The organism is Acidovorax sp. 1608163 (assembly GCF_003669015.1).
Lineage (GTDB): Bacteria > Pseudomonadota > Gammaproteobacteria > Burkholderiales > Burkholderiaceae_C > Acidovorax.
The window spans coordinates 4,678,848-4,704,361 of sequence record NZ_CP033069.1; the positions used below are offsets into that span (position 1 = coordinate 4,678,848).

The 25,514-nt window shown below is 64.2% G+C and carries 20 protein-coding genes, 1 pseudogene and 1 CRISPR repeat array; of the genes and pseudogenes, 5 read left to right on the plus strand and 16 right to left on the minus strand.

Features of this window, described 5'->3' with window-relative positions; genetic code table 11:
* Positions 1-46: 46 nt before the first annotated feature.
* From EAG14_RS20875 to EAG14_RS20890, 4 genes are all read right to left on the minus strand, one after another.
* The gene (locus EAG14_RS20875; protein WP_121730013.1) at positions 47-784 is read right to left on the minus strand and encodes an ABC transporter ATP-binding protein; all 738 of its coding nucleotides are present in this window, start codon (positions 782-784) and stop codon (positions 47-49) included.
* Positions 781-1,557, minus strand: a complete 777-nt coding sequence (locus EAG14_RS20880; RefSeq protein ID WP_240456861.1) for an ABC transporter ATP-binding protein — start codon at positions 1,555-1,557, stop codon at positions 781-783. The genes EAG14_RS20875 and EAG14_RS20880 overlap by 4 nt, the downstream gene beginning before the upstream one ends.
* Positions 1,550-3,469, minus strand: coding sequence for an ABC transporter permease (locus tag EAG14_RS20885; RefSeq protein WP_121730014.1), 1,920 nt, complete (start codon positions 3,467-3,469; stop codon positions 1,550-1,552). Before EAG14_RS20885 ends, EAG14_RS20880 begins: the two co-directional genes overlap by 8 nt.
* Positions 3,470-3,549: 80 nt before the next feature.
* Positions 3,550-4,758 (minus strand): ABC transporter substrate-binding protein, encoded by a 1,209-nt coding sequence (locus EAG14_RS20890; protein ID WP_121730015.1) that lies wholly within the window; start codon positions 4,756-4,758, stop codon positions 3,550-3,552.
* Between the two features lie 209 nt (positions 4,759-4,967).
* Here EAG14_RS20890 and EAG14_RS20895 point away from each other — a divergent pair.
* Positions 4,968-5,740, plus strand: a pseudogene (locus tag EAG14_RS20895) (ferredoxin--NADP reductase).
* A 77-nt stretch (positions 5,741-5,817) separates the two neighbouring features.
* Here EAG14_RS20895 and EAG14_RS20900 read toward each other — a convergent pair.
* Both EAG14_RS20900 and EAG14_RS20905 read right to left on the minus strand, forming a co-directional pair.
* A complete protein-coding gene (locus EAG14_RS20900; protein WP_240456862.1) occupies positions 5,818-6,723 on the minus strand; it encodes a glycine zipper 2TM domain-containing protein in 906 nt (301 codons plus the stop codon).
* A 121-nt stretch (positions 6,724-6,844) separates the two neighbouring features.
* Complete coding sequence (locus EAG14_RS20905) at positions 6,845-7,708, minus strand: YihY/virulence factor BrkB family protein (protein ID WP_240456863.1); 864 nt, start codon at positions 7,706-7,708, stop codon at positions 6,845-6,847.
* Between the two features lie 217 nt (positions 7,709-7,925).
* Here EAG14_RS20905 and EAG14_RS20910 point away from each other — a divergent pair, with 217 nt between their 5' ends.
* Positions 7,926-8,522, plus strand: coding sequence for a shikimate kinase (locus tag EAG14_RS20910; protein ID WP_121730017.1), 597 nt, complete (start codon positions 7,926-7,928; stop codon positions 8,520-8,522).
* Between the two features lie 93 nt (positions 8,523-8,615).
* Here the strand turns inward: EAG14_RS20910 and EAG14_RS20915 are convergent, their stop codons facing one another.
* The 3 genes from EAG14_RS20915 to EAG14_RS20925 form a co-directional block, all read right to left on the minus strand.
* On the minus strand, positions 8,616-9,110 hold the full coding sequence (locus EAG14_RS20915) for a hypothetical protein (RefSeq protein WP_162996055.1): 495 nt from the start codon (positions 9,108-9,110) through the stop codon (positions 8,616-8,618).
* Between the two features lie 17 nt (positions 9,111-9,127).
* A complete protein-coding gene (locus EAG14_RS20920; RefSeq protein WP_121730019.1) occupies positions 9,128-10,213 on the minus strand; it encodes a hypothetical protein in 1,086 nt (361 codons plus the stop codon).
* A 139-nt stretch (positions 10,214-10,352) separates the two neighbouring features.
* Entirely contained in the window at positions 10,353-11,084 is a 732-nt protein-coding gene (locus EAG14_RS20925; RefSeq protein ID WP_143226017.1) for a hypothetical protein, read from the minus strand.
* Between the two features lie 302 nt (positions 11,085-11,386).
* On the opposite strand from EAG14_RS20925, the gene EAG14_RS20930 reads away from it, so the two are divergent.
* Both EAG14_RS20930 and EAG14_RS20935 read left to right on the plus strand, forming a co-directional pair.
* Positions 11,387-12,529, plus strand: coding sequence for a serine hydrolase (locus EAG14_RS20930; protein ID WP_121730020.1), 1,143 nt, complete (start codon positions 11,387-11,389; stop codon positions 12,527-12,529).
* Between the two features lie 222 nt (positions 12,530-12,751).
* Complete coding sequence (locus EAG14_RS20935; RefSeq protein ID WP_121730021.1) at positions 12,752-13,105, plus strand: cupin domain-containing protein; 354 nt, start codon at positions 12,752-12,754, stop codon at positions 13,103-13,105.
* A 123-nt stretch (positions 13,106-13,228) separates the two neighbouring features.
* Here EAG14_RS20935 and EAG14_RS20940 read toward each other — a convergent pair whose 3' ends face one another.
* The 3 genes from EAG14_RS20940 to EAG14_RS20950 form a co-directional block, all read right to left on the minus strand.
* Positions 13,229-13,663, minus strand: coding sequence for a hypothetical protein (locus EAG14_RS20940; protein WP_121730022.1), 435 nt, complete (start codon positions 13,661-13,663; stop codon positions 13,229-13,231).
* Complete coding sequence (locus EAG14_RS20945) at positions 13,660-14,118, minus strand: hypothetical protein (protein ID WP_121730023.1); 459 nt, start codon at positions 14,116-14,118, stop codon at positions 13,660-13,662. Before EAG14_RS20945 ends, EAG14_RS20940 begins: the two co-directional genes overlap by 4 nt.
* A 134-nt stretch (positions 14,119-14,252) precedes the next feature.
* Positions 14,253-15,209 carry a LysR family transcriptional regulator gene (locus EAG14_RS20950; protein ID WP_121730024.1) on the minus strand — a complete coding sequence of 319 codons (957 nt, stop codon included), beginning with the start codon at positions 15,207-15,209 and terminating at the stop codon, positions 14,253-14,255.
* A gap of 121 nt (positions 15,210-15,330) precedes the next feature.
* On the opposite strand from EAG14_RS20950, the gene EAG14_RS20955 reads away from it, so the two are divergent.
* The gene (locus tag EAG14_RS20955) at positions 15,331-15,720 is read left to right on the plus strand and encodes a RidA family protein (RefSeq protein WP_121730585.1); all 390 of its coding nucleotides are present in this window, start codon (positions 15,331-15,333) and stop codon (positions 15,718-15,720) included.
* A 23-nt stretch (positions 15,721-15,743) separates the two neighbouring features.
* A CRISPR array of direct repeats spans positions 15,744-18,087; the repeat unit is 36 nt; unit sequence GTTCCGGCCAGTGCGCATATCCCAGTGATCTAGACT.
* Between the two features lie 70 nt (positions 18,088-18,157).
* On the opposite strand, the gene cas2 is transcribed toward EAG14_RS20955, so the two are convergent.
* The 4 genes from cas2 to metH all read right to left on the minus strand — a co-directional run bounded on the left by cas2 (position 18,158) and on the right by metH (position 25,512).
* A complete protein-coding gene (gene cas2 / locus EAG14_RS20960) occupies positions 18,158-18,484 on the minus strand; it encodes a CRISPR-associated endonuclease Cas2 (RefSeq protein ID WP_205603444.1) in 327 nt (108 codons plus the stop codon).
* 30 nt (positions 18,485-18,514) lie between these two features.
* On the minus strand, positions 18,515-19,444 hold the full coding sequence (cas1, locus tag EAG14_RS20965) for a type II CRISPR-associated endonuclease Cas1 (RefSeq protein WP_121730026.1): 930 nt from the start codon (positions 19,442-19,444) through the stop codon (positions 18,515-18,517).
* Between the two features lie 5 nt (positions 19,445-19,449).
* Positions 19,450-22,584: a type II CRISPR RNA-guided endonuclease Cas9 gene (gene cas9, locus EAG14_RS20970; protein WP_121730027.1), complete on the minus strand. Its 3,135-nt coding sequence runs from the start codon at positions 22,582-22,584 to the stop codon at positions 19,450-19,452.
* A gap of 213 nt (positions 22,585-22,797) precedes the next feature.
* Positions 22,798-25,512: a methionine synthase gene (gene metH / locus EAG14_RS20975; RefSeq protein WP_162996056.1), complete on the minus strand. Its 2,715-nt coding sequence runs from the start codon at positions 25,510-25,512 to the stop codon at positions 22,798-22,800.
* Between the last annotated feature and the right edge of the window lie 2 nt (positions 25,513-25,514).

Here is a 25,514-nt window from a genome sequence, read left to right on the forward strand (position 1 = left end):
AACGGATATTTCGCATTCAAGCAGGACTTCCACAATAGCCCTGCATCTAAACACCCAGGTAGGTTTTGCGAATCTCGGGGTTGCCCACCAGCTCGGCCATGCGGCCCTCATGAGCGATCTGGCCTTGCTCGATGAGGTAGGCGCGGTCGGCCACGGCCTCGGCAAAAGGCAGGTTCTGCTCGCTGAGCAGTACGCTCACGCCCTGCGCCTTAAGCGCGCGGATGGTGCGGGCCATCTGCTGCACGATGAGGGGCGCCACGCCTTCCGACGGTTCATCGAGCAGCACCAGCAGCGGCTGGCCCATGAGGGTGCGCGCCACGGTGAGCATTTGCTGCTCGCCCCCGCTCATGCGCCCACCGAGCCGCTGGGGCATTTCGCCCAGGTTGGGGAAGAGTGCAAACAGTTTCTCGGGCGTCCACACCGGGGCGGGTGTGCCATCCGGCCAGCAGCGCAGGGGCTGGCGGCCGACTTCCAGGTTGTCCATCACAGACAGGTCGGTGAAGATGCGTCGTTCCTCGGGCACATAGCCCAGGCCCAGGCGGGCAATGTCGTGCGGCTCGCGCCGCGCAAGGTCTTGCCCCAAAAACTGCACGACGCCGCGCCGCGCCACCATGCCCATGAGGGCCTTGAGCGTGGTGGACTTGCCAGCGCCGTTGCGGCCCATGAGGGCGACGACCTCGCCGCGCCCCACCTGCAGTGACACGCCAAACAGGATCTGCGCAGCGCCGTACCAGGCGTTGAGGCCTTGCACCTGCAGCAGTGGCGCCGTTGCGTTTTCTGTCATGCGGCCGCCCCCACATCAAAGCCCGCGCCCAGGTAGGCCTCCTGCACGCGGGCATCGGCCTGGATCTGCTCGGGCGTGCCCTCGGCCAGCAGGCGGCCACGCACCAGCACCAGCACGCGGTCGGCCTGGCCAAACACCACATCCATGCTGTGCTCGGTGAACAGCACGCCCATGCGGCGCTCGCGGGCGATTTGGCGGGTCAGCGCCATCAGGGCCTGTCGCTCGGCCGGGGCCATGCCAGCGGTGGGCTCGTCCATCAACAACAGGCGCGGGCTGTGGGCCAGTGCCATGGCCAGCTCTACGCGCTTCACATCACCATAGGCCAGCGCGCTGCAGGGGCGGTCGGCCTGGGCCTGCATACCCACTTGCGCCAGCAGGGCCAGGGCATCGGCAGGGCGGTGCAGGCCCGCTGGGCGCCAGAAGCGGTAAATGCGGCGGTCGGCCGACAGCAAGGCCATCTGCACGTTCTCCAGCACGGTCAGCGAGGCAAAGGTCTCGGCGATCTGAAAGGTGCGGCCCACGCCGTGGCGCCAGATGGTGCGCGGCGGCAGGCCAGTAGTGTTGACCCCGCCCAGCAGGACCTGCCCCGCATCGGGCCGCAACTGGCCGCCCACCATGTTGAAGGTGGTGGACTTGCCCGCGCCGTTGGGGCCGATGAGGGCCAGCATCTCGCCCGCAGCCAGGTCAAAGCCGACCTGGTCAACCGCCTGCACGCCGCCAAAGGCGCGGCTGAGACCGGCGACTTGCAGCAGGGGCGGCTCTGTCTTATCCACGCGAGCCCCTTTGATCTATAGAACCTGCATTGCGGGCCTGCCAGCGCTGCGCCAGCTGCTGACCAAAGCCTGCGAGCCCCTGCGGGAACAGCAGCACCAGCACCAGCATGGTGGCGCCCAGCACGGCGCGCCAGTAGTCGGTGTTGCGGGCCACCGTGTCGTGCAGCCAGGTGAACACGGCGGCACCCACCAACGGGCCCGACAGCGTTTGCACACCTCCCAGCAGCACCATCACCAGCCCGTCGACCGATTTGCCCACCGACAGCCCCTCGGGCGAGATGCTGCCTTTGGAAAACACATACAGCGCCCCTGCCAGCCCCGCCATCACCCCGGCGACCCCAAAGGCCGCCCACTGCAGGCGGCGCACATCCACACCCAGCGCATCGGCCCGCAAGGCCGAATCGCGCGCGGCGCGCAGCGCCAGGCCAAAGGGGGCCAGCAGCATGCGGCGCAGCAGCAGCACGGCGGCCACCACCACGGCAAGCGTGAGGCCGTAGTACGCCAGTGGATGCGCCAACCATGCAGCGGGCCAAACGCCCGTGAGGCCGTTGCTGCCGCCGGTGACGGCATCCCACTGGTAGCACAGCGCCCAGGTGATCTGCGCAAAGGCCAGCGTGAGCATGGTGAGGTACACGCCCGACAGGCGCACGCACAGCCAGCCGTACAGCAGCGCACCCAAGCCTGCGGCCAGCGGGGCCAGCAGCAGCACCAGCTCCATAGGCACACCGGCGCTGCGCACCAGCAGGGCCGCAGCGTAGGCCCCCAGACCAAAGTAGGCCGCATGGCCAAACGAATGCAGGCCCGCCGGGCCCATGATGAAGTGCAGGCTGCTGGCAAACAGAGCGGCCACCAGCACATCGACCAGCAACACGGGCAGGTAGGGCCACACACCCGCAACCAGGGGCACCAGCGCCAGCAACGCCAGCACGGCCCAGACCAGGCGGCGCAGGCCCACGCTGGCCGGGCGCAGTGGGGCCTCGGCCTGGGCCAGCGCGCGCACCGTGGCTTGCGGGCGGCCCAGCAGGCCCCAGGGGCGCCACACCAGCACCACGGCCATCACCACAAATTCGACCACCAGCGTCATCTTGGACAGCGACAGGCTCACGCCCGCCACTTCCACCAACCCAATCCAGATGCACAGCGCCTTGAGTTCGGCAATGACCACCGCCGCCATCAGCGCGCCGGTGATGGAGCCCATGCCGCCCACCACCACCACGACAAACGCCGCGCCGATGGTGAGCAGATCCATCTCCAGATGGGCTGGCTCGCGCGGCAGCTGCAGCGCCCCGGCCAGCCCTGCCAGCAAGGCACCCAGCGCAAACACCGAGGTGAACAGCCAGGCTTGGTTGACGCCCAGGGCGCTGACCATCTCGCGGTCTTGCGTGGCGGCGCGCACCAGCGTGCCCCAGCGGGTGCGGTGCAGCAGCAGCCACAGCAGGCCCAGTACCACGGGGCCCACGGCCATCAGGAACAGGTCGTACACCGGGAACTGGCGGCCCAAGATACTGACGGCACCTTCCAGCCCTGGCGCGCGGGGGCCAAACAGCTCCTCAGGCCCCCAGACCCACAGCACGGCGTCCTTGATGACCAACACCAGCGCAAACGTGGCCAGCAGCTGAAACAGCTCGGGCGCACGGTAAATGCGCCGCAGCAGCGCCACCTCGACCACCGCCCCCAGCAACCCCGTGACCAAAGGCGCCAGCAACAGCGCGGGCCAAAAGCCCAGCGCAGGCGCGAGCCGCTCCACCAGCGTGTAGGCCAGGTAGATGCCGAGCATGAAGAACGAACCATGCGCAAAATTGACGATGCGCATGACCCCGAAGATGAGCGACAGCCCCGCCGCCACCAGAAACAGCGACGAGGCCGAGGCCAGCCCGTTGAGCAGTTGAACGACCAGACCAGAGAAGCTCACAAAGATGGGGTCCGTTGCAGGGCGAGTCGAGGGGAGTGGATCAGGTCAGAGCAGTGCCACTCAGGCGGCTTTCGTTGACCTCAATCCGCCGGGCGCAGCTTCTTGATGTCATCGGCACTGGGCTGAAAGCGTGCGCCGTCGGCGTACCGAAAGTCCACCATCACGCCCTTGCCGCCATCGTTGCGGGTCTTGCCCACAAACGTGCCCATGGTGGACTGGTTGTCTTCTGGACGGTAACGGATACGGCCAAATGGCGAGGTCACTTCGAGCCCCTTGAACGCCGCGATGAGTTTTTCGGTATCAGCACCGCCAGCCTTGCGCATGCCTGCAGCCAGCGATTGCACCGCCGAATAGCCCACCACCGAGCCCAGGCGGGGGTGGTCTTTGAACTTGGCCTGGTAGGCCTTCAAAAAGGCCTGGTGCTCCGGCGTGGTGATGCCGTACCAGGGGTAGCCGGTCACGGTCCAGCCGTTGGGGGCTTCGTTCTTCAGCGGGTCCAGGTACTCGGGCTCGCCCGTGAGCAGGCTGACCACTTCGCGCCCCTGGAACAGGCCGCGCGTGTTGCCCTCGCGCACAAAGCGCGCCAAATCTGCACCGAAGAGCACGTTGAACACGGCATCGGGCTTGGCATCGCCCAGGGCCTGCACCACGCTGCCCGCATCCACCTTGCCCAGCGGGGGGGCCTGTTCGGCCACAAACTCCACGTCGGGCTGGGCCTGCTTGAGCAGCTTTTTGAAGGTGGCGGCGGCAGACTGCCCGTATTCGTAATTGGGGTAGACGATGGCCCAGCGCTTCTTTTTGAGCGCAGCCGCTTCAGGCACCAGCATGGCCACCTGCATGTAGGTGGAGGCACGCAGGCGGTAGGTGTAGCGGTTGCCGTTTTCCCACACGATTTTGTCGGTGAGCGGCTCAGCGGCCAGGAAGAACACCTTTTTCTGCCGCGCAAAATCCGTCAGCGCCAGGCCGATGTGCGACAGAAAGCTGCCCATGAGCACATCCACCTTCTCGCGGGTGAGCAGCTCATCGGCAGCGCGCACCGCGTCGCCGGGGTTGGCGTTGTCATCGCGCACGATCAGCTCGATCTTGCGGCCAGCAATGCCGCCTGCTGCGTTGACCTCTTCCACGGCCAGCTCCATGCCCTTTTTGTAGGGCTCCAGAAACGCGGGCTGGGCCTTGTAGCTGTTGATTTCACCGATTTTGAGGGTGCCCTGCGCCAGCGCAGAGCCTGCCAACAGGCCCAACCCGACCAGGGGTGCCCAGGTTCGGAGCAAAGCGGTGCATAAGGGCATGACTTTTCTTTCGTTTGAATCAAAGGCTTGAGGGCCGACAATGTACCCGCGCGCCCAATTGCCTGACAATAGGCGGGTTTGCCTGCTAGCCAAAGGCGCTTCGGCCCTCAGAACCTGTTCTTGTTGTGTACGCGCCAGCCAAGCTCTGTTGTTCCGCCAACGCTCGGTGTCTGGCGGCCGCTCCCTGATTCTCATCTCTGCAAGAAACCATGAGTGCTTTTCTCGAAGAACGCGTTCTGACTGTTCACCACTGGACCGATCGTCTGTTCAGCTTCACCACCACCCGCGACCCCGCCTTGCGGTTCTCTAACGGCCATTTCACCATGATTGGCCTGAAGGTGGACGGTAAAAACCTGCTGCGCGCCTACTCTATTGCGAGCCCCAACTGGGAAGAGCATCTGGAGTTTCTGTCGATCAAGGTGCCAGACGGCCCGCTAACGTCCAAGCTGCAAAACATCCAGGTGGGCGACACCATCATCGTGGGCAAGAAGCCCACCGGCACGCTGCTGATCGACTACCTGCTGCCCGGCAAGAACCTGTACCTGATCGGCACCGGCACCGGCCTGGCCCCTGGCTGTCCATCGTGCGCGACCCCGAGACCTACGAACGCTTTGAGAAAGTGATCGTGGTGCACGGCGTGCGTGAGGTCAACGAGCTGGCCTACCAAGACCTGTTCGAAAAAGAGTTGCCCAACCACGAACTCCTGGGCGACATCGTGCGGGACAAACTGATCTACTACCCCACCGTGACGCGCGAGCCCTTCCGCAACCAGGGCCGGATCACGGACCTGATCGATAACGGCACCTTCCCCGCCAACATCGGCCTGCCTCCGCTGGACCCGATCAACGACCGCGTGATGCTGTGCGGCAGCCCCGCCATGCTGAACGACCTGAAGGCCATGCTGGAAAAGCGCGACTTTGAAGAAGGCAACACCAGCACCCCTGGTGACTTTGTGGTGGAACGGGCCTTCGTCGAGAAGTAATCCAAGCGCTGCCGCCAAAACAAAGGGAGCCCGAGGGCTCCCTTTTTTCATGCCGCCCCACGCGGGTGGCGCCCCGCTCACTGCTGCATGGCCACATAGCCGGGCTGCGACACCGTCTGGTATTGCGGCTGGGGTTGCTGCGCTTGCGGCATGGCACGCTCATCGGCCACCCGGAAGCCCTTGCCCTGCAGCACCACGGGAGTACCTACCGCAGGGGGTTGTGCACGGGTGAAAACGCGGCTGGAGCCGTCTTCCATGCGCACGCGCACTTGGTAGGTGGTCTGGGTGCGGGTGCGCTTTTCAATCTGGTGCCCTGCGTAACCGCCACCCACGGCCCCCAGCACGGTGGCAGCGGTACGGCCGTTGCCCTTGCCGATCTGGTTGCCCACCACCGCACCCAACACACCACCGGCCACAGCGCCTACGCCCGTGGCGGGCGCTGCCTGTTCAATGGCCTGTACCGATTCGACCTGACCGCAGGCTTTGCAGATGCTGACAGAGCGCTGGGCCACAGGAGTGCCCACGTTACCCGCATTGCCCATAGCGCCTGGAGCACCCATGGCGCCATTAGGTGCAGGCTCTGGCCACGACCCACCCTGCTGTGCCACCGGGCGCGGCTGGCCGCCCATCGGTGCAGCAGCGGCGGGAGCTGCTGAGGGAGCGGCAAATCCGGCCGCCTGAAGGCCCGGCCCCCCCTGCCCGGCAGGCAGTGGCTGCAGCGATGAGCCCAGCGCTGGCGCCGTCAGCCCCCCGGGCGCTGCGGCCAAGGCGGCAGGCTGCGCGCCGGAAGCGGTCGCCTCTGCCCCCGGTGTGCCGGTGTGCTGCACCACCAGCACCGTTGCCAGCGCCACCACGCAAGCGCCCAGGCCGCCAATGGCCACCCACATCCACTTGAGGGCACCGGGGGCCCCATTGGCGCCTGCCGCGCCGGGCAGCGCCATGGGGGTAGCGGGTTGCACGGAGAGTGTGTTTGCTTTGTGCATCGTTTTTCCTTTTCTTTCATTGGCCAGGGCCAGATGTGCCCCGCCGTACTTGCATGTGCCTAAGGTACACAGCCTGGGAACCGAATGCAGGCCCTGGCCGGTAAGCGTTGTAAGAAGCTGTTCAGGGACGTGGATGGGACGCGCGGCCTTCCAGCTCCTGCCAGGCCCGGGCGCAAGCGGCAGACAGCAGCAGCACCGCGGACGAGAAGTAAATCCACATCAACACCACCACCAACGAACCAGCGGCCCCGTAGGCTGACACGACGGCCGCCTGCGACAGGTACAGCGCCAGCCCGTGGCGCCCCACCGTGAACAGCACGGCCCCGCACAGCGCGCCGCGCACCAGGTAGCGCAGCTGGGGTTTGGGACCCGTGCTCATGCGCAGCAGCCCGGCAAACAGGGCTGCGCAAATGGCAAAACCTGCCAGTTCATTGAGCAGCTGCAAGGCAGGCGCCACCAAGCGCCACGTCTGCGCCCAAGCCGCCAGCACATTGAGCAGCGCCGACACAGCCAGCGACACCAGCAGCAAGAAGCCAAAGGCCATCACATAGGCCACGCCACGCAAGCGCAGCGACACCCCTTGCCACCAGGGCGCCTCAGCGCCCGGCCCCGGCCGGTCCAAAGCCCACAGCCGGTGCAGCGCCGCCTGCAGCTCGCCAAACACCCCGGTGGCGCCAAACAACAGCACCCCCAGGGCCAGCAGCGACGCCATCACGCCCTGCGCGGGCTGCTGCGCGCTGGCCAGCGCCTGCTGCACCACGGCCGCGCCCTGCGCGCCCAGCACCGTGCCGATTTGCTCGACCAGGCTGTGCTCCAGCTGGTCGCGGTCCAGCCACCAGCCCAGCAGCGCCACCAAAAACACCAGCAAAGGGGCCAGGCTCAGCACGCCATAGAACGACATTGCCGCACTCATGCGTGCGCCGTCGGCCCCAGACCACAATCCCACCACCCTGCGCGCCCAACCCAGCCAAGAGCGGAGATGCATGGAAGACATTGCCCCGGCGGTGTGGAGGCTACCCTGACCGGGCTCATGAGGAGTCATCGGACAAGGGTATGCCAGCGCACTCAGCGCAGCTATCAGCACAACGCGAGGCCACGCGTCAGCCAAAGCTGACAAGCACGTCGTGTCGCAGCGTCGCCCCCCACCCTTGCCGGGGCCGTAAACTCACCCCCCAGTTCAGTTGGGGGAAGACAGGAGATTTATGCAAGTTCGCTGTGCACTGGTCGGCATGCCCGGCTCGGGCAAATCCACCGTAGGCAAGCAGCTCGCCCAGCGGCTCGGTGTTCCCTTCATTGACCTGGACCACCAACTCGAATTGGTGCTTAAAACCAGCATCCGCAACTTTTTCGAGACCGAGGGCGAGGACCGCTTTCGGGACCTGGAGGCCCAGGTGCTGGCCGACACCACAGCCCAGCCCGGCGGCATGGTGCTGTCTACCGGCGGCGGCGCCGTGCTGCGCCCCGAGAACCGCGAGGTGCTGCGCCAGTTTGGCAACGTGCTGTACCTGCGCGCCTCGCCAGAAGAAATCTTCAAACGCGTCAAGCACGACCGCACCCGCCCCCTGCTGCAGGTGGGCAACCCCCTGCACCGCCTGCGCGAGCTGTACGCCCAGCGCGACACCCTGTACCGCGACACCGCCACCTACGTCATCGAGACTGGCCGACCCACCGTGCACACCCTGGTCAACATGATCATGATGCAGCTGGAGATGGCCCAGGGGGCACAGGAGCCACAAGTGCCGCATGGCACGCCAGATGCCCCAACCCCGCCAGGCAGGCCGCACGCCGACGGATCTTGAATCAGACACTACAAAAACAATAGCTGCTAGCGCTTTATTGGTAAGCGCTAGCAGCTATTTTCTTATGGAGCATTCGCTGCAAATGGCCTGCCCCTACCGCGCTTGCAACTGCCCCTCAAACACACAGGCCGCGCCCCGGTAGGCGCCACAACCCGTCTCTGACACCCAGGCCTGGCGCCCGTTGGCATCCACGCGCACACGCACCTCGCAGGCGGCGGCGTCGGGTTCAGGCCGATAGGGCTTGAGCACCAAGGTGCCTTGCTGCCACTGCCCCAGGCTGTCCAGGCCGCCGCTGCACTGCGGTGAGCCCACCGTGAGCGCAGCAGCCACGGTGCCACGCTCCGCATCCAGCACGATGAGCCGCAACCGCAGTTGCCCCACCAGGGCCGGGCCATCCCACTGTGCAGCCAGCCGGCTGGCTGGCAAGGCAGTGCTGGCGGCCGGGGCAGGCGCCAGTGCCTGTGCCCAGCAGGCGGGTAAGGCGGACACCAATGCGGCGAACACCGCCTTTCGAGCCCCAGCGCGCACGAAGCTGCGCACGGCCCCTACAAAACGTGAATGGAGGTGAAGGCGAGCGGGCGAGGTCATGGCAGCGTTCAAGAGTTTCAGCGGAAGTTGGCGGGCACGATGCGCTGCTCAATGTACTGCCACAGGTAGGCGGTATAGGCCTTGGCCGCACTGCCTTCGTGGGCGTCGATCATCGATTGGCGCTTGTCGGCATCGGCGACATGGTTTTGCAGCAAGCCTTCCGCACGCGCATCGGTCAGCGTGCCTTTGAGGATTTGCGCCGCACCGCCCGCCCCTTCGTGGTGCACCAGGTAGATGTACTGCGCCTTCTGATCTGCGGGCAGATCGGCAGGAACCAGAGGGGTGCCATCGTCCTTGGTGCGGGCGCTCAGCTGGGTGAAGTAGCCCTTGTCCAGCTCAGCCGCAGCCACGATGGAGGTGGTGGCGTCAAAGCGCAGGTCCAGCAGCCCAGCGCGGTCCACCACCTGGTTGGCGTCGTTCACCAGCCCCAGGGACTTGGCCTGTTGATTGACGTAGCTGCCGGGCTTGGTGGCCGATTCGATCCAGGTGCTTTCCAGAAACTGCGTCAGCCCCCCAGCCTTGCTGGTGGTGTTGTAGCTCTGCGGGTCCCAGGTGGCAGACAGTTCACGGCGCACGGCCTTCCATTCGGCAGCATCGGCCTTGCCCAGCTTGGCTTTGGGGTCGAGCTGCAAGTGCAGTTCGCCGTAGAAGCGCTGGTTGGTGGCCTCGTCCAGCCGCTTGCCGCGCAGCGGGCCGGCTTCGGCCGATATCACCGCCGCAATCGTGGCGCGCGGGTAGCCCGTGCGGTCAGATGCCAAGGTGATGGCGTCGCGGTAGACCTCGTTCACCCCCAGGCGCAGCGGGTCCGTCCGGTCGCGCTCGGCCTGCCGCAACGCCGTCAAAGCATTGGGGGCAGGCACGGTGCCAGCCCCCCAAAACGGCGTGGTGTTGGCACTTTGCGCAGGGGTGCCGTTGTTGCCGTTCTGGCGGCTGGCGCTGGGGTTGTGGGTATCGGCCTGCGCCAGCAGGACACCGGGCTGTGCAGCCGTCGAGGTGTTGCCGCCGACAAGGGTGTCACCCCAAGACACGCTGGAGTCTGCCGCAGCTGCAGCCGTGCCACCGCCAGGAAACGCCCAAGTACTGGTGTTGGTATTGATTTGCATAGTGAAGCGCGACGGGCCGCAGAACGGCCCGTTTCCATTGTTGCAACTGGCGATGATTGCCGGGAAGTGGCTGGGGCTGGGGCCGGAGCGGGCTGCATGGCCTGCCCCGCCCCAGCCCCCTGCTGCCCTTTACCGCCCCTTACTGCTTGCGCGCCATGCTGCTCATGCCTTCGCCCAGCGACTTCAGCGCCGTGTTGAACGCATCCGTGAGCAGCTTGAACTCCTGGCTCACCGCCTGGAACTCCGCATTCGTCGCCTGCATCTCCTTGGCCTGGTCTTGTTCGCTGCCGCCCGAGTTCTCCTTGAGCTTGTTGGACAGCTCCACCATCTTGGAGGCCTTGTTGCCCATGGCCTCTCCCATGGCCTGTGCAATCGCCTGCAGCCAGCTCTTGGCACCTGTCTTGCCACCGCCGCCGCATTCCTTGCCCATGTCCGAGGTGCCTTCCGTCATCTGGCGGCGCACGCTGTCCACGATTTGCTTGGCAATGTCGTCCACTGCGCTTTGGATGCCCCCACCTGCGGCGTCCGAGATCGCTTCGTCTGCGCCTTCGCTGGGCTTGTGGCAGTCTTGCAGTACTTTCTCGATGGCCTGGCTGATGGCGTCCTGCAGGAATTTGGGCATGCCGTCTTCGCGCTGCAGGGTTTGCGTGGCCTGCTGGGCGCCGCCGCCCATGATGGTGCTGACCAAGTTGGTGGTGGCGTTGAGGATGTTCACGGGCGAGAAGCCTTCCAGTGTCTTGCCCATGTCCGAGCCGCCCAGCAGCCCGCTGACCATGCCGCCCAGGAACTGGGAGCCGATTCCGCCGAGCAAGCCGCCCATGCCGCCACCACCCATCAATGCGGAACCCACTACGCCTACTGCTGCACCCATGTTCAACTCCTTCAATTGGTTTGGCTCTGTGGCCGATTTAGCTGTCTGTCCTTCCCTGGACCCGCAGGACCCGTTGTTGCACTGGGGCCTGGGGCCATTGCGCGGGGCGGCTGCTGCTCGCGGCGACCCTGTGCAATGGACGTGATTGAATCGGCTTTGCCCCACCAAAGCTATACAGGCGATTCCCAGCTAGGAATCGCCCTAGCTGGGAAGAACACCTATGCCGAACCGTTCCGCGGTTGTCCAGACCCCCAGGCAAAATCACCGCCACACCCACCCCACACACCACCCCAGGGAGCCCCATGAACCCCACCGCACTGGCGCGCCTGCGCGCCGTTCTGGAACGCGATGTCGCCCAAGGCCTGCTGCCCGGTGCGGTGGCGCTGGTGCAGCACCGGGGCCACACCGTGTTGCACGAAGCCGTAGGGCGGCAGCGCCCTGGCGCCGACAGCCCCGCCATGGCGCTGGACACCGTGTTCCGCATTTACTCGATGACCAAACCCATCGCCTCGCTGGCAGCGCTGATGCTGATGGAGGAAGGTCGCTTGCTGCTGGCGCACCCGGTGTCGCACTACCTGCCCGCCTTCAAGGGGCAGCAGGTGTACCAGCCCGCCACCGGCGCCCGGGCCCCTGCCGAGCGCGAGGCCACGGTGCACGACCTGCTGCGCCATACCGCAGGCCTGGGCTACGCATGGGACACCGGCCCCATTGCCGAGCAGTACCGCAGCGCCCGCGTGGGCTCGCGCAGGCACAGCAACCAAGAATTGGCAACGGCTCTGGGCCCGCTGCCGCTGCTGCACCCACCCGGCAGCTGCTGGGAATACAGCCGCGCCACCGATGTGCTGGGCGCGGTGATCGAGCAGATCGAAGGCGCCCCGCTGGGCCAGGTGCTGCAGCGGCGCATTCTGGAGCCCCTGGGCATGCACGACACCGGCTTTTCGGTACCCGCCGCCAGCCGCCATCGCCTGGCCGAGCCCTTTGCCCACGACCCGCAGACGGGCGCAGGCGTGACGCTCATCGATGTGGACGCGCCACCCCGTTTTGAATCGGCCGGGGGCGGCCTGGTCTCCACCGCTGGCGACTACGCCCGCTTCTTGCAGTTGATGCTGGGGCGGGGCACGCTGCACACCAGCGCAGGCCCCGTGCGCCTGGCCAGCCGCGCCACGGTGGACTTCATGGCTGCCGACCATATCGGTGCCTTGCCCCGCGCAGGCGGCATCCTGCCCGAGGGCTACGGCTTTGGCCTGGGCGTGGCGGTGCGCACCGCCACCGGCAACGCCACCCGTCCCGGCAGCGCCGGGCACTACAGCTGGAGCGGCATGGGCGGCACCTTCTTCTTTGTGGACCCGGCCGAGGACCTGTTCGCCATCCTGCTCACGCAGGCACCGGGGCAACTGCAGTACCTGTGCGAGCTGTTTCCCACGCTGGTGTACGCCGCGCTGTAGCCCGCAAGGCACGGCCAGCCCCCGCAGCACTTTGCGCTGCCAGGGCCCCTGCATCGCACATTTGCCACCACGGCGGGCCACCACTTTGGCACCCGCCCCAGGGCGGTCGGGCCTAGCATTCATCCCATCCGGTGCCCCTGCGCACCCAGGGGGTTGCCACACGCAGGCCCGGGGTGCAGGGGTGTCAACCCACACCACACTGCGCACCCTGCAAGGCCTGCCATGACCCGCAAACTCGTCACCTTCCACTTCGACCAACTGGGCGAGCCCCGCGAATCCCGCCCGCCTGCCGATCGCGTCATTGAGGGCGACATCGTCTGCCGCAACTGGGACATCGACAGCGCCAAGGACGGCAAGGTGCGCGCGGGTGTTTTTGAATCCACGCCCGGCACCAACCGCTCCATCAAAGGGGAGACCTGGGAGTTTTGCTACATCCTCAGCGGCGTGGCCGAGATCACCGAAGACGGCCACGCCCCTATCACCTACCGCGCGGGCGACTGCTTCATCATGAAGCCCGGCTACCTGGGCACCTGGCGCACGCTGGAGACGGTGCGCAAGGTGTGGGTGGCGGCTTGAAGGCCACTCGCCAGGGATGCCCAGCGCAGACTGGAAATTGCAGTAAAAGTGGCCTACAGCGCTTGTTCATCAAGCGCTAAAAGCTACTATTTTTATAGCAATCACCAATGGCAGCACATCTTCTCAGGGCGCCTTGCAGGCCGAGGCGGCGGCCAACGTGGGCTCCATCGACACCCCTGCGCGTTTGGACGTGTCTTCCTTGAAGACCGTGAGGTAGCAACGCTCGGTGTGGGGTTCAAAGTCCACCAGGTACTTCTGGCCCGCCGCAGGCACGAGGCTGACGCGTGACTCGCAGCGGTACAAGGCGTTGGGGCGCTGCACGCTGTAATACACGTTGATGTGGACCCGACGCCCTGCCGGCAGGGGGGCATACCCATCGCCATCGCCCGCCGGCTTGTACCACGCGCCATCCACGCAGAAACTCTTGTCCCCCGCGCCCTGCATGTTCAGGCGGGCAGTGGGCGCGCCGGGTACGGGCCGGTACTCGGGCGGCAGCGAAGCGCAGCCCGTCAGCCACACCATTGCCACCACCATCGCAATGTGCCAACCGCGCTTCATGGGGACACCCCTTTCTTGACTTCAGGCCCCAGTCGGGCCAACACCTCTTTGGTATTCATCAAACCTTGTGAGGGGGCGTTAAAAAGCAGGATGTAGGTAAAGCCCCGCTGCGGCTCAGGGAAGGACCCCACCGGATTGCCGTCGCTACGCTTGTCCAACGCTGCCGCCAGCAGCGTGGGGTACAAGGCGAAATAAGCCTTGTTTTCGCGCTGGGCGATCTCGGCGCACCGGTACATGAGGTACCGCCCCACCGCCTGGCGCTCGGTCATGGCATTGGCATGGAAACTGACCTTGATGAGCTCTCCGGGCCCTTTGGCCTCGCGGTAGCCAAAGATGCTCGGCCCTATTAACCCATTGGACGAAGCCTGGTAACCCGTGGCGCAACCAGCCAGCAGCGCTACAGCCACTGCAGCCGCAGCCGTCCCAGCCAGTGGCCTGGCTTTTCGCTTGAACACAATAGTTCCCTCCGTGTGGATTGATGGCCCACTGTCGCCTCTGACGGGCATTCACGGCGACCGCCTCTGCAGTCGCCGTGTTTGGGCCGGGCGTAGTGGACCACGGAGGACCAACAGAATCGGGGTTCTAACGGTTACGGTTGTTTGGGTTTGTAAACGGCCGGTGCCGCATCCACCGCCCGCTGCATCGGCGCATGCTGCGCCATCAGCCCAACGATCCAGTCAATGAAGACGCGCAGCTTGGCGCTGACGTGGCGGTGCGGCGGATAGGCCACGGACATCGGCATCGCCTCCATTTGCCAATCGGCAAACAAGGGCTTCAAGGCGCCAGCCTCCACATGCGCCCGTGCCATGTAGTCGGGCAGCCACAGCACCCCCAGGCCCGCCAGGCCTGCAGCCAGGTAGGCATTGCCGTCATCCACCGCACACACATAGCGCCCCTGGGCCTGCACTTGCTCGTGGCCCCGGCGCATGGCAAACGGCAGGGGTTTGCCGGTGCGGGCCCACACAAAGCCCACCGTGTGGTGGTGCGGCCCCTCCAGCTCCGTAGGGTGCTGTGGCGCACCGCAGCGCTGCAGGTAGCTGGGGGCGGCATAGACGCGCAAGACCAGATCGCCCACATGGCGCGCGATGAGCGAGGGGTTGGTGAGGGTGCCGCCACGCACCACGCAATCGACCTTGTCACTCACCATGTCCACCACCCGGTCGCTGACGCCCAGGTGCAGCTGGATATCAGGGTATTGGGCATGGAAGGCGGGCAGTGCGGGGATGAGAACGAGGCTGGCCAGCGGGCTGGGCACATCCACCCGCAACCGCCCCCGGGGCGCGGCCACGGCGCTGGAGAGGCTGGCGTCCGCCTCCTCCAGATCCGCCAGCAGGCGCACCACCCGCTGGTAGTAAGCGGCGCCATCGGCGGTGAGCTGCACGCTGCGCGTGGTGCGGTGCAGCAGCTTCACACGCAGGCGGGCTTCGAGTTGCTGCACCAGCTGGGTCACGGTGGTGCGGCCCATGCCCAAGGTGTGGGCGGCTTTGGTGAAGCTGCCCGATTCCACAACGCGGGCAAAGGCCTGCAGAGCGTCAAAACGGTCCATGGCGGCGGGGGCAAGGCGCACACGGCGCCTCCCATTGTTGATTGTTTGGCGATGAAGAACAGTGCTCGCTTCTACAGTGCCTGCATCACCACCCCTCCCCGCATGAATGAAAGGACTCTCCATGCCCACCCGTGACGTCGTGTTTCCCGCAGGCCGCCAGGCGCTGTACGAGCGCAACCGCTATTCGCCCGCCGTGCGCGCCAATGGCTTTCTGTTTGTCTCTGGCCAGGTCGGCAGCCGCGAAGACGGCTCGCCCGAACCCGATGTGGCCGCCCAGGTGCGCCTGGCATTCACCAACCTCAACGCCGTGCTGCAAGCGGCAGGCTGCACGTTTGACGACGTGGTGGACGTGACGATGTTCGTGGTGAACCCCGAGGCGAACTTCGACACCGTCTGGGGCATCGTGCCCGAGTTCTGGGGCGAGGCGCCCTACCCCACACTCACCGGCATCGGGGTGACGTGGCTGTATGGGTTTCAGTTTGAGATCAAGGTGGTGGCGAAGCTGCCGTGAGGCCGAAGAGCACGTCGCGCTCCTGCCAAGCCAGTACGCATATCCCAGTAATCTAGACTACGGCCCGGCTTGAATGAGCCCAGTTCCTCGTTCCGGCCAGTGCGCATATCCCAGTGATCTAGACTGGGTGCAGTCAATGATGCCCGCCTGCTCTGGTTCCGGCCAGTGCGCATATCCCAGTGATCTAGACTGATGGGGTCAGCGCTAAGTCCTGAGGTCTTGTTCCGGCCAGTGCGCATATCCCAGTGATCTAGACTCTCGGGGTGACCACTTCGCCATGCTCTTGGTTCCGGCCAGTGCGCATATCCCAGTGATCTAGACTCTTTTTTCGTCAGCGCCTCTCGGTCGTACAGTTCCGGCCAGTGCGCATATCCCAGTGATCTAGACTAGTCCTGCTCGGTGCTGTTGGCGTACACGCGTTCCGGCCAGTGCGCATATCCCAGTGATCTAGACTGTGCATTCGATGCCGCAGACATCGGCCTTGGTTCCGGCCAGTGCGCATATCCCAGTGATCTAGACTGTTTTCACCCAGCAATAAAACAAGCGGTTGGTTCCGGCCAGTGCGCATATCCCAGTGATCTAGACTCTCCGTCGAGTCGCACGCAAAGTGGATTGGGTTCCGGCCAGTGCGCATATCCCAGTGATCTAGACTTGAAATACGACAACCCAGCTGGACGTTTGCGTTCCGGCCAGTGCGCATATCCCAGTGATCTAGACTGACGCAAGTGAAGAGTGCGTTAACTCCTGAGTTCCGGCCAGTGCGCATATCCCAGTGATCTAGACTCCTAGGTAGGGGCTTAAGTGGCGATGCCAAGTTCCGGCCAGTGCGCATATCCCAGTGATCTAGACTGTTATGCAAAGTGAGCTTAACAAGCTCCCGGTTCCGGCCAGTGCGCATATCCCAGTGATCTAGACTCAAAACGCGCCCCGTGGAAGGAATCGACCAGTTCCGGCCAGTGCGCATATCCCAGTGATCTAGACTGCCGTCTGCCACAGCAAACACCGCCCTGCGTTCCGGCCAGTGCGCATATCCCAGTGATCTAGACTGTGGTGGGCATGCTCTCAAGCATGGGCGTTGTTCCGGCCAGTGCGCATATCCCAGTGATCTAGACTTCGACTTGGCACCTTGACCCGAGTGCAAGAGTTCCGGCCAGTGCGCATATCCCAGTGATCTAGACTCGTGGCGCAGGTACAGAGCAACTGCGGCCAGTTCCGGCCAGTGCGCATATCCCAGTGATCTAGACTCGATGGTGCGGAACAGTGTGCGCCGCATCAGTTCCGGCCAGTGCGCATATCCCAGTGATCTAGACTCCACTCGGGAGGCTTGCCAGTTCCACGTAGGTTCCGGCCAGTGCGCATATCCCAGTGATCTAGACTCGAATGTCGTACACCTGATATGGGTGCAGGGTTCCGGCCAGTGCGCATATCCCAGTGATCTAGACTAGAGCGGGCGTAAAAAAGCCCGCAAGGAGCGTTCCGGCCAGTGCGCATATCCCAGTGATCTAGACTGCTTACCGCGTTCGGTGTGCCGCTGGGTCTGTTCCGGCCAGTGCGCATATCCCAGTGATCTAGACTTCGCACCAAGCGCGTGAACCTGTCGTTGAAGTTCCGGCCAGTGCGCATATCCCAGTGATCTAGACTTACGGCGATGCGCGGGTGTCCGGCGATGCGGTTCCGGCCAGTGCGCATATCCCAGTGATCTAGACTGGAGGAAGAACGCCAGCGGCAAGAGCAGTGGTTCCGGCCAGTGCGCATATCCCAGTGATCTAGACTACCGGCGGCCATCGCTTGAGATGCAATCCGGTTCCGGCCAGTGCGCATATCCCAGTGATCTAGACTTTTGACCAGCGCTGATTACATCTCGCTCCAGTTCCGGCCAGTGCGCATATCCCAGTGATCTAGACTTGGTGGCGATGCCTGCCAAGAGGTAAGTCAGTTCCGGCCAGTGCGCATATCCCAGTGATCTAGACTGCAACCGGGCTACGGGTTCCCCAAGTTTTGGTTCCGGCCAGTGCGCATATCCCAGTGATCTAGACTCCCCACGGAGGCCCCCGGTGTTATTATCGGGTTCCGGCCAGTGCGCATATCCCAGTGATCTAGACTTTTGGGCCTCACTGGCACAAAGACGGGCGTGTTCCGGCCAGTGCGCATATCCCAGTGATCTAGACTGTCCAGGCTGGCGATAGGATCACGCCTTATGTTCCGGCCAGTGCGCATATCCCAGTGATCTAGACTCCACTCGGGAGGCTTGCCAGTTCCTCGCAGGTTCCGGCCAGTGCGCATATCCCAGTGATCTAGACTCGACAGCAAGCGCCGCAGCTACGGGGTGAAGTTCCGGCCAGTGCGCATATCCCAGTGATCTAGACTCTGATCGCGATAACCTCTTGATAACAAAAGAAGTTTTCGCTTTCAGAGAACTAGAAAACAGCGCCATTTGCTAGAAGAGGTCGAATTGGTCCGGTGCTTTTTGCGCCGGTTGTTTGCTGCGTCCGTGGTAAGTGATGGCGCGTTCGTACTGCTTGTCGGTGAATTGGAAGATATTCACTTTGCCGCCCTGTGGCAAGGCGCGCTCAACGGCTCTGCACAAAGTGTCTACCTGCGCCTGGCTGGTGCAAAAGCGCATGTACACGCTGAACTGGCTCATTTCAAAGCCCAAGTCCAAGAGGCCATTGCGAAACTGCGTGGCGGCCTTGCGTTCGGCTTTCTCAATCACAGGCAAATCGAACATGACCACCATCCACATAAGTCGGTATCCAGACAACATGGTGTAGCAAGGGGCTGGCGTTGACGGGGTTCAGTCCGCCTCAAAACTGCCAGCCAGCGACAAGGGCAAGCCAGGCAAAGGCAAATCCAGTCTGGTGCGTTCACCCAGGTACACCTGCGCCAGTGAAGTGGCAAGGCGCTGCATGCACACCATCACGGGCGTGACACCTACAGCCGTGGGCATGTCGTCGTACAGCACGCGCACCAAAGCGCGCTTGGTGTCCGGGGTGACATGCGACTCGGCAGCCTGATGCAGCTGCCATACCTTCAAGTCCACCATCGGGCGAAACGGCTCCATCAGGTCATCCACCAGGCGCATGGCGTTGGCGTCGTTGCTGTGGTGCAGGCCGATGCTGGGATGCAAGCCCGCAGCCACCACGGCACGTGCTGTAGCAGAGCGCAGGATGGTGTAGCCGTAGTTGAGCAGTGCGTTGACGCCATCGCCATCCTGATCGCGTCGAAACTCTGGGCCAAACAGCAAGCCCCAGTAGCGGCGGGCACCTTGGCCTTCGATGTTCTCGGGGTCGCCGCTTTTGACTTTGCCCACCAGCGCCTGCAAAGGTGCCGTGGGTGCGCCTGCAGCCTCCAGCGCTGCGGCCTGCTGCTCCAGCTTGCATTTGACAACTGCAGCCCACAGGCGCTTGTGTAATGGCAGCGCAGCCGCCCACTGGGCCTCGATGCGCTTGGCCTGCACATGGTGGCCATCCAGCGTCAGCAGCATGCCGATGGCGTTGTGGTTGGCACCGCACAGCACAAAGGGCGCACCCCGCTCTGCCAGTGCGACCAGCAGGTTGTTGGTGTAGGTGAGGCCGTGGGCGTTGGCAATGACGGCAGCAATGTCATCCAGCGGCACCTGTCCCAGTTCTTTGCGCTCGCCTTCGGTGTCTTTCACCACCATGAAGCCGCGGTGCACAAACAGGTGCCTCCTATCGTCTGCGATTTCGACGATGCGACCTACCATGGTGGTCAGCCCTGAAAGCCCAGGTCGCGCAGCTCACCCGCGGGAGAGATGGTGACTTGCCTTGCCTTGGCCTTTTGCATGGAGCCTGCGTACTTGGATGTGTAGGCGAAGGCGTCTTGCTTGTCACTGTTTCGCGCATCTACGTTGGCCTCATGCACAGGGGCCATGAAAATCTGCCCAGTGTTGCCGTAGATTTTGACGATACGCATCGTCTGTTCTCGCACGTCCACCTCCAACCGCACACTGTCGCCAATCACCAGCCTCATGACCAATGGTTGCCCGTTCTGTCCCTGCGTGGGGTTGCGCAGTTGCGCCCAACCTGCGGCCTGCACGATGCCATAGGCCTTGAAGGTGGAAATCACCGCCCCCTCCCACTTGCCCTGCTCGTTGCGGGTGATTTCAATGCAGTAGTTGCTGCCTCCCACATAGCCCTTGTAAGGCAATGGTTGCCCTTGGGCGTCCACGCCATGGCGCGTGGGCTGTGCAGGCTCTGCAATGCGGATGAGGTTGGTGACCTCGCGCCCAGCGCTGCCATCGGCTTTGCGGCGTTGCTTGATGGTGCCGTCTTTGTGGATGCCGTACGAGGTTTCCTCCATCATTGCGCCCTCAAAACCATGGTCGGGCTTGTGGCTCACCCAGATGTGCCGCACGGCGCGCTCCACATGGTCGCGGTAGGTGTCCCATGGCAGGGGCATGCTCTCTACCAAACGGATCAAACCGCCTTCGCGGGCCTGGGCGTTGGCTTGGGCAAAGCGCTGCAGCAGGCCCTGGTCTGTCACGCCGATCACGCACGCATCGACGGCGTGGTGGCGGTGGTCGTTGCGGTTTTTTTCACCACCCAGCCCCAACACATCGTTCAGGCCAAACTTGGCGCGCAGCATCGCCGTCATCTGCCCTGGAATCACCCGCACGCCCTGTGGGCACACCAGCCGCAAGTAGCTGGCGGCCACGCGTGACAGGTATCGCGTGTCGTTCAGCGCACGGGCCAGAAAATCCTTGTCCTCGCCCAGCCAGCGCTCGTATCCATCGGGTGCAAAGCGGTAGCGCTTGCGCAAGGGCATGCGCTCGGCACGCTGCAAGATGCCTTCATAGCTCCAGCCCTGTGCTTCAAAGTCGGCGCGCGCTGCCCAAGGGGTGCGGTTGCGCTTGATGCGGTTGGCCTGGCGCATGGCCACGGTGCGGTTGTTCAGGCTGTCGTCCAGCGTCTGCGAGAACGGCAGGATGTGCTCAATTTCCACCTGCTCGCTCAGCAGCATGGCGGCGCTGATTTGCACGCCGCTGTAGGGGCAGCGGCGGTCGGCAACATCAAAGCTCAGTTCTTCCCACAAGATCCATTTCTGGATGTCGCTGGCGCGCACGCGCTCGGGACTGAGACCCAAGGTCTCGGCAATACGTTCGCGGATGCGGGCATTGCGGCGCTGGTTGTCGGCCTGCTTTTTTTGCGCCTCCTGCTTTTGCTCGCGGCTTTGCTTCAAGTCCCGCGCCAGCTCTACCACGATCTCGGCAGGGCGGCCATAGCGGCGGATCAAGGCATTCACCACCACCCGCACCTGGTTCAGGCCGATGTGCACCGTGGGGTTGGCAATCTTGCCGTAGCGCTCTTCGTCATTGCGCGGGTTGTCTTTGGCAAAGGCCACATGGCGCTGCAGTGCGCGGCCATAGTAGGGCAGCTCTTTGAAGGCATACACGGGCTTGATTTCGCCAGTGGATGCGATGGTGCGCTCGCCCACCTGCTCTACCTCATCGCTGTCGTGGTCAAAGTCAAAACCCAGGTCGCTGTGGTGCGCAAACCCGGCAGCCTGCACCGCCTTGTCGTAGGTGATCACGCCCCGCAGCAACTCCGGCACGATGCGCGCCAGGGCCTTGCGGCTCAGGCTGCCGTAGCCTTCTGGCAGGGCGACGTTGGCAATGGCCTCGGCACGGGCTTCATCCACCCCCGTGTGCTGCTGCAGCCAGGCCATCAGAGTGCCTTCGCCTTCTTCATTCACGATCTGCCAGACGATGTCGTCCTGCAGCTCTGGCACAAAGCCTGCCCATGCGGGACCAAACAGCTCTTTGCGCGCCAACACTGTGCTGGTGGCGTTGCCTTTGAGTTCAGTGCGCTTGGCATCTTGCAGATTGAACTGCACCGAACCCGACAGCTTCAGCAGCTTGCGAATCTGGTCAAAGCTGAGCTTGTTTTTGGTTTCCAGCGCGGCCACCACCGCGTCGCGCTGGGCCAGCGTCAGCGGCACCTCGCGCAGCGTGTCGTCCAGCAGGCGCAGGTGGTTCACCTCCTGCAAGATGCGAAAGCGCTGGGTGCTGGGCAAGGCCAGCGGTGTGCGCTCCTCATCAGGCAGCAAGGTGCAGCGGCCAGGGCGCACGGGGCGCAGCGGGCGCTGGTGCAGCAAGGTATCGCGCAAATCGGCACGCGCTGCCTCGGTGAACAGCGCTGGCTGCAGTGCAGCCTGGGCAGCCCACAGCGCATCAAACTCCTGCGCAATCATGGCGCGGTCTACGTACAGGTCGTAGCTTTTGTCGATGCGCTTTTTGCCCTCATCGTTGGTGTAGGGCGTTTCACGGTAGCGCGCCCGCACGCCCTGCTTAGCCACCCCTTCGGGCCGCTGCTGCATGCGCACTTGCCAAAACCATTCGCCTAGCGTGCGGCAACCGCTGGCCGCCATGTGCTGGCGCAACTGGTGGATGGCTTGCTTGAGCGCGCCGCTGTCGTTGTCCTTGCGGTCGGTCTTGCGGTTGCTTTGAAAGCCCCGGCGCTGGTTGATGTGGAACAGTGCACGGGCAAACTCGCCGGGGGTCAGCGCTTCGCGCAGGCCCTTGGCCCGAAGCTGATAGGGGTTGAGCCGCTCCAACTCCTTGCGCGCAGCCTCATCCGCCGGAAAAAACCCATGGCGTACCAGCTGGCCCAGCATGCGGGATTTGCGCTTGAGCAACCGGTCACGGCGGCGGCGCATGGCGCGGGCAGCGCGGCGAGTGACGGCGAGGGACGACCCATCCTTTGGATTGCGGCCATCGCTGAAAATACGCACGCCTGAGCGGATGATGGCGGTTGGCGCTGCCGCAGCATTCAGTCTGAACAGAGCCCAGCCCACAGAAGTGGACCCCAAATCTAGAGCCAAACGATACGCACCCGTCAAAGCCATCGGACACTCCCATTTCAATGATTAGTTTGTCGGTTGTAACAGATTCGCTTACAATTGAAACCTACCAAATATCACTGGGATATGCGCTCTGGACGCTAACAAGCTGAAAGATGCACCAAATGGAAAGCCCCGCATGCGGGGCTTTCGTCTTTCTGATCGAATTTGGCTCTAGCGCTTATCCATCAAGCGCCAGCAGCTATCTAATTCATAGCGTTACAAGTTCGGCGCCAACAACCGCTCCAACACCTTCTCGTCCATGCCCCGGCGCTGGGCCATGTCGTGCAACTGGTCTTCACCGATCTTGCCGACGTTGAAGTACACCGCCTCGAGGTGGCCGATGTAGAAGCCGCTCACGCTGGCGGCGGGCATCATGGCCAGGCTTTCGGTCAGGGTCATGCCGATCTCCTCGGCCTGCAGCACGCGGAACAGCTCGCTTTTGGCGCTGTGGTCCGGGCAAGCGGGGTAGCCGGGCGCGGGGCGGATGCCGTGGTACTTCTCGGCAATCATGTCGTCGTTGCTCAGCGCTTCACCGGCGGCATAGCCCCACAGGTCGGTGCGCACGCGGTGGTGCAGGGCTTCGGCAAAGGCTTCGGCCAGGCGGTCGGCCAGGCTCTTGAACATGATGGCGGAGTAGTCGTCCAGCGCGTCGATGAAGGCTTTTTCCTTCTTTTCGATCCCGAGGCCCGCCGTCACGGCGAACAGGCCGGCGTAGTCGGCAATGCCGCTCTCCTTGGGCGCCACAAAGTCGGCCAGGCAGCGGCTCGGGCGGGTCACGCCGTCGATGGTGTGTTTCTCGGCCTGCTGGCGCAGGCCGTACCAGGTCATGGCCACTTCGGTGCGGGTGTCGTCGGTGTAGAACTCGATGTCGTCGTCGTTCACGCTGTTGGCGGGCAGCAGCGCCATCACGCCGCTGGCTGTGAGCCACCGGCCTTCGATGATCTTCTTGAGCATGGCCTGCCCATCGGCAAACACACGCGTAGCTTCCACGCCCACGATCTCGTCCGTGAGGATGGCGGGGTACGGGCCGGCCAGGTCCCAGGTCTGGAAGAACGGGCCCCAGTCGATGTACTTGGCCAGCTCGGCCAGGTCGAAGTTCTTGAACACGCGGCGGCCCAGCGCGCGGGGCACGGCGGGCTGGTAGGCCGACCAGTCCACGGGCGTCTTGTTGGCGCGGATCTTGGCCAGGGGCCACAGGGGCGTGGCCTTTTTGTTGGCGTGCTGGGTGCGCACCTTGTCGTAGTCGGCGTTCAGCTCATCCACGTAGCTCTGCACGCCGTCGCCCAGCAGGCTTTGCGCCACGCTCACGCTGCGCGAGGCATCGGGCACGTAGACCACGGGGCCTTCGTAATGCGGAGCGATCTTGACGGCGGTGTGCACGCGGCTGGTGGTGGCGCCACCGATGAGCAGCGGGATCTTCTTGATGCGGAAGTGGTCGTCCTTCTGCATCTCGCCGGCCACGTACTGCATCTCTTCGAGGCTGGGGGTGATCAGGCCCGACAGGCCCACGATGTCGGCCCCCTCGACCTTGGCGCGCGCCAAAATCTCGTGGCAGGGCACCATCACGCCCATGTTCACCACCTCAAAGTTGTTGCACTGCAGGACCACGGTGACGATGTTCTTGCCGATGTCGTGCACGTCGCCCTTGACGGTGGCGATGATGATCTTGCCCTTGCTGCGCACATCACGCCCGGCCAGTTCGTCCTGGCGCTTTTCTTCTTCGATGTAGGGGATCAGGTGGGCCACGGCCTGCTTCATCACGCGCGCGCTTTTCACCACCTGGGGCAGGAACATCTTGCCCGCGCCGAACAGATCGCCCACCACGTTCATGCCGTCCATGAGCGGGCCTTCGATCACGTGCAGCGGGCGCCCACCCTTGGCCAGGATGGCGCGGTAGGCCTCTTCGGTGTCTTCGGTGATGAAGTCGGTGATGCCGTGCACCAGGGCGTGGCTCAAGCGCTCACCCACGGTCTTGGGGTTGTCCGGCGTGCCGCGCCATTCAAGCTTTTTGCTCTCGTCCTTGGCGCCGCTCTTGGCGGTTTCGGCGATCTCGACCAGGCGCTCACCCGCGTCGGGACGGCGGTTGAGCACCACGTCTTCCACACGCTCGCGCAGCACGGGCTCCAGGTCGTCGTACACGCCCACCATGCCCGCGTTGACGATGCCCATGTCCATCCCGGCCTTGATGGCGTGGTACAGGAACACGGTGTGGATGGCCTCGCGCACCGGGTCGTTGCCACGGAAGCTGAACGACACGTTGGACACGCCGCCCGACACTTTGGCACCCGGCAGGTTCTGCTTGATCCAGCGCGTGGCTTCGATGAAATCGACGGCGTAGTTGTTGTGCTCTTCAATGCCGGTGGCCACGGCAAAGATGTTGGGGTCGAAGATGATGTCTTCGGGCGGGAAGCCGACTTCATCGACCAGGATGCGGTAGGCGCGCTCGCAGATTTCGATCTTGCGCTCGTAGGTGTCGGCCTGGCCTGTTTCGTCAAACGCCATCACCACCGCTGCGGCGCCATAGCGGCGCACCAGGCGAGCCTCGTGCTTGAACTTGTCCACACCCTCCTTCATGGAGATGGAGTTCACGATGCCCTTGCCCTGCACGCAACGCAGGCCGGCCTCGATCACCTCCCACTTGGAGGAGTCCACCATGATGGGCACGCGCGCGATGTCGGGCTCGGACGCGATGAGCTGCAGAAAGCGCACCATGGCGGCCTTGCTGTCGAGCATGGCCTCGTCCATGTTGATGTCGATGACCTGCGCGCCGTTTTCCACCTGCTGGCGGGCCACGGCCAGGGCTTCTTCGTACTGGCCGTTCAAAATCATGCGCGCGAACGCCTTGGAGCCGGTGACGTTGGTGCGCTCGCCCACGTTGACGAACAGGGTGCCCTCGCCAATGGAGACGGGCTCCAGGCCAGAGAGTTTCATGG

Coding starts and splice junctions, on each gene's coding strand:
- EAG14_RS20875 (WP_121730013.1), bottom strand. CDS start 784: ATGACAGAAAACGCAACGGCGCCACTGCTGCAGGTGCAAGGCCTCAAC.
- EAG14_RS20890 (WP_121730015.1), bottom strand. CDS start 4,758: ATGCCCTTATGCACCGCTTTGCTCCGAACCTGGGCACCCCTGGTCGGG.
- EAG14_RS20900 (WP_240456862.1), bottom strand. CDS start 6,723: ATGCACAAAGCAAACACACTCTCCGTGCAACCCGCTACCCCCATGGCG.
- EAG14_RS20905 (WP_240456863.1), bottom strand. CDS start 7,708: ATGCATCTCCGCTCTTGGCTGGGTTGGGCGCGCAGGGTGGTGGGATTG.
- EAG14_RS20910 (WP_121730017.1), top strand. CDS start 7,926: ATGCAAGTTCGCTGTGCACTGGTCGGCATGCCCGGCTCGGGCAAATCC.
- EAG14_RS20915 (WP_162996055.1), bottom strand. CDS start 9,110: ATGACCTCGCCCGCTCGCCTTCACCTCCATTCACGTTTTGTAGGGGCC.
- EAG14_RS20920 (WP_121730019.1), bottom strand. CDS start 10,213: ATGCAAATCAATACCAACACCAGTACTTGGGCGTTTCCTGGCGGTGGC.
- EAG14_RS20925 (WP_143226017.1), bottom strand. CDS start 11,084: ATGGGTGCAGCAGTAGGCGTAGTGGGTTCCGCATTGATGGGTGGTGGC.
- EAG14_RS20930 (WP_121730020.1), top strand. CDS start 11,387: ATGAACCCCACCGCACTGGCGCGCCTGCGCGCCGTTCTGGAACGCGAT.
- EAG14_RS20935 (WP_121730021.1), top strand. CDS start 12,752: ATGACCCGCAAACTCGTCACCTTCCACTTCGACCAACTGGGCGAGCCC.
- EAG14_RS20940 (WP_121730022.1), bottom strand. CDS start 13,663: ATGAAGCGCGGTTGGCACATTGCGATGGTGGTGGCAATGGTGTGGCTG.
- EAG14_RS20950 (WP_121730024.1), bottom strand. CDS start 15,209: ATGGACCGTTTTGACGCTCTGCAGGCCTTTGCCCGCGTTGTGGAATCG.
- EAG14_RS20955 (WP_121730585.1), top strand. CDS start 15,331: ATGCCCACCCGTGACGTCGTGTTTCCCGCAGGCCGCCAGGCGCTGTAC.
- cas2 (WP_205603444.1), bottom strand. CDS start 18,484: ATGTTGTCTGGATACCGACTTATGTGGATGGTGGTCATGTTCGATTTG.
- cas1 (WP_121730026.1), bottom strand. CDS start 19,444: ATGGTAGGTCGCATCGTCGAAATCGCAGACGATAGGAGGCACCTGTTT.
- cas9 (WP_121730027.1), bottom strand. CDS start 22,584: ATGGCTTTGACGGGTGCGTATCGTTTGGCTCTAGATTTGGGGTCCACT.
- metH (WP_162996056.1), bottom strand. CDS start 25,512: ATGAAACTCTCTGGCCTGGAGCCCGTCTCCATTGGCGAGGGCACCCTG.